We start from the raw sequence: 3,791 nt of genomic DNA on the forward strand, positions 1-3,791 counted from the left end.
ACACCACGCTGAGCGTGGGCATCGTCGGCGGCGGCGCCACCGGGGTCGAGCTCGCCGCCGAGCTGCTCGACGTCTCGCGCCTGCTCAACGCCTACGGGGTGACCAACGTCGACAGCGACCAGCTGAGCGTCCACCTGATCGAGGCCGCCCCGCGCATCCTGCCCGGGCTCTCCGAACGGGTCAGCCAGACCGTTCACCAGGAGCTCGAGCGCCTGGGCGTCAATATCCACGTCGACACCGCCATCAAGCGCGCCGAGGCCGATCGCCTGGTGACCGGCGACGACGAGGAGATCGAGACCGACCTCAACGTCTGGGCGGCGGGCATCATGGCGCCCCCTTTCCTGGCCGAACTGGGGCTGACGGTGAACAAGAAGCACCAGGTGTGCGTCGAGCAGACCATGCAAAGCGTCGACGACCCGCACATCTTCGCCATGGGTGATTGCGCGAGCTGCCCCCAGGGCGAGGACGCCACGGTGCCACCACGCGCCCAGGCGGCGCACCAGCAGGCCACGGCCCTGGCCAAGAACCTCGCCAGGGCGCTGGAGGGCAAGCCGCTTGCGCCCTTCAAGTACAAGGATCACGGTTCGCTGGTGTCGCTCGCCCGCTACGATGCGGTGGGAAACCTGATGCGCGGCTCCGCCTCACGCGGGCTGTTTCTCGAAGGCTGGCTTGCGCGCAACGCCTACGCCTCGCTCTACCGCATGCACCAGCTCTCGATCCACGGCGCGCCGCGTACCGGGCTCACCTGGCTGGTCGACAAGCTCAACCGCTACCTCAAGCCGCGCATGAAGCTTCACTAGACGAAAGGTTTCACTCAGCGCCTGCCATCGCCTCGCGCAGCGAGGCGATGACCGAATCGTAACCGTGCGGGTCGTTCGCATTACGCGCGTTGAAGATCGCCGAGCCCGCCACGAAGGTATCCGCGCCCGCCCGGGCGATCTCGCCGATGTTGTCCACCTTCACACCGCCGTCGACCTCCAGGCGGATGTTTCGGCCGCTTTCGTCGATGCGTCGGCGCGCCTGTTTGAGCTTGTCGAGCGTCGCCGGGATGAACGACTGCCCGCCGAAGCCCGGGTTGACGCTCATCAGCAGCACCATGTTGATCTTGTCCATCACGTAATCGAGATAGGAAAGCGGCGTTGCCGGGTTGAAGACCAGCCCCGCCTTGCAGCCGCCGTCGCGGATCAGCTGCAGCGAGCGGTCGATGTGCTCCGAGGCTTCCGGGTGGAAGGTGATGTAGCTGGCGCCGGCGTCGATGAAGTCGCTGATCATGCGATCTACCGGCTTGACCATCAGGTGCACGTCGATGGGTGCGGTGACGCCGTGATCGCGCAGCGCCTTGCACACCATCGGCCCGATGGTCAGGTTGGGCACGTAGTGGTTGTCCATCACGTCGAAGTGAACGATGTCGGCCCCGGAGGCCAGCACGTTGTCCACCTCCTCGCCCAGACGAGCGAAGTTGGCGGAAAGGATCGACGGGGCAATGAGAAAATCCTGCGCGGCGGGCATGGAGCGCTCCTGTACTGGGCAGCGTCACGACAGTGGACGCCTTGAACGGGGCGTATGGTAACAGAGCGGATGACAAAGCTCAGGTAGGGTCACCCCTATTCACCGAACGATGGTTATTCCCAGATCGAATATAAACCCCGATTGTAATTCCCGAAGGTCAGGTTTAACCTTGTCTTATCGCCAAAACGTCTATGGCAAGAACGCCCGCCGGTATAAGGACAGTGGTCCTGGCGCGGTCGACGTTCCGCCTTACTTATACAGGAAACTTCCATGCGCTCAGCCAGTCTCTCCAACGCACGCGTTACCCGGTCGGTACTTGCCCTGGCGCTCTCCGCTGCGGCCCTGGGTGCCGCCGGCACCGCCACGGCCCAGGAGCGCGAGCTTCTGAACTCCTCCTACGACATCGCTCGCGAGCTGTTCGTCGCCATCAACCCGGACTTCGTCGCCTGGTGGCAGGAAGAGCACGACGAAACCGTCAGCGTCAGCCAGTCCCACGGTGGCTCCTCCGCCCAGGCGCGCGCCATCATGCAGGGCCTGCGCGCAGACGTGGTCACCTTCAACCAGGTGACCGACGTGGACGTGCTGGCGGACGCCGGCCTGGTCGACGAGGAGTGGCAGAGCGCGTTCGAGAACAACGCCTCGCCCTACTACTCCACCACCGCGTTTCTGGTGCGCAAGGACAACCCCAAGGGCATCGAAAGCTGGGATGATCTGGTGAAGGAGGACGTCTCGCTGGTATTCCCCAATCCCAAGACCTCGGGCAATGCGCGCTACACCTATCTCGCCGCCTGGGGCTTCGCCGACCGTGAGTTCGACGGCGACGACGAGCAGATCCAGGAGTTCATGCGCCAGCTTCTGGCCAACGTGGCGGTGTTCGATACCGGCGGTCGCGGGGCGACCACGAGCTTCATCGAGCGCGGCATCGGCGACGTGCTGATCAGCTTCGAGTCCGAGGTCAACAACATCCGCCGCGAGTACGGCAGCGACGACTACGAAGTCGTGGTGCCGCCAATGAGCGTGCTGGCGGAGTTTCCGGTCGCGGTGGTGAGCGCCAACGCCGAGCGTAACGGCAACGAGGACCTCGCCCAGGGTTATCTCGAGTACCTCTACACCGAAGAGGCCCAGCGCACCCTTGCCGGCTTCAACTACCGCGTTCACGATGAGACCGTGGTGGAAGAGTTCGCCGACGACTTCCCGAAAACCGAGTTGTTCAACGTCGAAGACGTGTTCGGCAGCTGGGACGACATCATGGAAACCCATTTTGGAAGCGGCGCCATGCTCGACCAGCTCCAGCGTCGCTAACGGCAAGCCATGCGATCATTGATCTTTCGCCGATCCGGCAGCACCCGCGTGCTGCCGGGTTTTGGCCTGTCCATGGGAATCAGTGTCACCTTCGTTTCACTGGTACTGCTTTTACCCATCACCGGGCTTTTCGGCCAGCTCTCGACGCTGAGCCTCGCCCAGTACTGGGCGATCATCACGGAAGGCCGCGTGGTGGCAAGCTACCTGGTCACCGTGGGCGCGGCGGCGGTGGCGGCGCTGGTCAACGCGGTGTTCGGCCTGCTGCTGGCCTGGGTGCTGGTGCGCTACGAGTTCCCCGGCAAGCGCCTGCTCGACGCGCTGATGGATCTGCCCTTCGCGCTGCCTACCGCGGTGGCGGGCATTACGCTGGCCACCCTCTACGCCGGCAATGGCTGGATGGGGGAGCTTCTGGCGCCGCTCGGCATTCAGGTCGCCTATACCTGGGTCGGGATTGCGCTGGCCATGGCCTTCACCAGCATTCCCTTCGTGGTGCGCACGGTGCAGCCGGTGCTGGAGGATCTGCCCGGCGAGATCGACGAGGCGGCGATGTCGCTCGGCGCCACCGACGCCGTGGCCTTTCGCCGGGTGATCATGCCGCACCTGTGGCCGGCGCTGGTCACCGGCACCGGGCTTGCCTTCGTGCGCTCGCTGGGTGAATTCGGCGCGATCATCTTCATTGCCGGCAACATGCCCTATGAAACCGAGATCACCGCGCTGATGATCTTCGTGCGCCTGCAGGAGTACGACTATGCCGGCGCCTCGGCGATCGCCTCAGTGGTGCTGTTCACCTCGCTCGCCCTGCTGCTGGCGATCAACGTCTGGCAGGGGCGCTTTGTCCGCCGCCTGCATGGAGGGTCCACCTGATGCGTCGTGTCGGAGACGCGCCGGCGGTTCGGCGCCTTCTCATCACTGCCGCGGTGCTGCTGTCGGCGCTTTTTCTGCTGCTGCCGCTCATCGCCATTTTCGCCCAGGCGTTCTCC

4 protein-coding genes are annotated in these 3,791 nt (G+C 64.7%); 3 read left to right on the forward strand and 1 reads right to left on the reverse strand.

What is annotated here, in order from left to right; all coding sequences use genetic code 11:
- A partial coding sequence (locus tag BIS11_RS12715; protein ID WP_253586184.1) for an NAD(P)/FAD-dependent oxidoreductase occupies positions 1-800 on the forward strand: 800 nt, incomplete at its 5' end.
- A 10-nt stretch (positions 801-810) separates the two neighbouring features.
- Here BIS11_RS12715 and rpe read toward each other — a convergent pair.
- Positions 811-1,509 (reverse strand): ribulose-phosphate 3-epimerase, encoded by a 699-nt coding sequence (gene rpe / locus BIS11_RS12720; RefSeq protein WP_253423765.1) that lies wholly within the window; start codon positions 1,507-1,509, stop codon positions 811-813.
- Positions 1,510-1,779: 270 nt separating this feature from the next.
- On the opposite strand from rpe, the gene cysP reads away from it, so the two are divergent.
- Together cysP and cysT are read left to right on the forward strand one after the other, a co-directional pair.
- On the forward strand, positions 1,780-2,811 hold the full coding sequence (cysP, locus tag BIS11_RS12725) for a thiosulfate ABC transporter substrate-binding protein CysP (protein WP_253423762.1): 1,032 nt from the start codon (positions 1,780-1,782) through the stop codon (positions 2,809-2,811).
- Positions 2,812-2,820: 9 nt separating this feature from the next.
- Positions 2,821-3,675, forward strand: a complete 855-nt coding sequence (cysT, locus tag BIS11_RS12730) for a sulfate ABC transporter permease subunit CysT (protein WP_253423760.1) — start codon at positions 2,821-2,823, stop codon at positions 3,673-3,675.
- Positions 3,676-3,791: the final 116 nt, after the last annotated feature.

Origin of the sequence: Halomonas sp. 707D4, from assembly GCF_024158685.1 — a bacterium.
Classification (GTDB): Bacteria; Pseudomonadota; Gammaproteobacteria; order Pseudomonadales; family Halomonadaceae; genus Vreelandella.

Bases quoted from the DNA above. Each gene is read 5' to 3' on its own strand.
- rpe (WP_253423765.1), bottom strand. From the start codon at position 1,509: ATGCCCGCCGCGCAGGATTTTCTCATTGCCCCGTCGATCCTTTCCGCC.
- cysP (WP_253423762.1), top strand. From the start codon at position 1,780: ATGCGCTCAGCCAGTCTCTCCAACGCACGCGTTACCCGGTCGGTACTT.
- cysT (WP_253423760.1), top strand. From the start codon at position 2,821: ATGCGATCATTGATCTTTCGCCGATCCGGCAGCACCCGCGTGCTGCCG.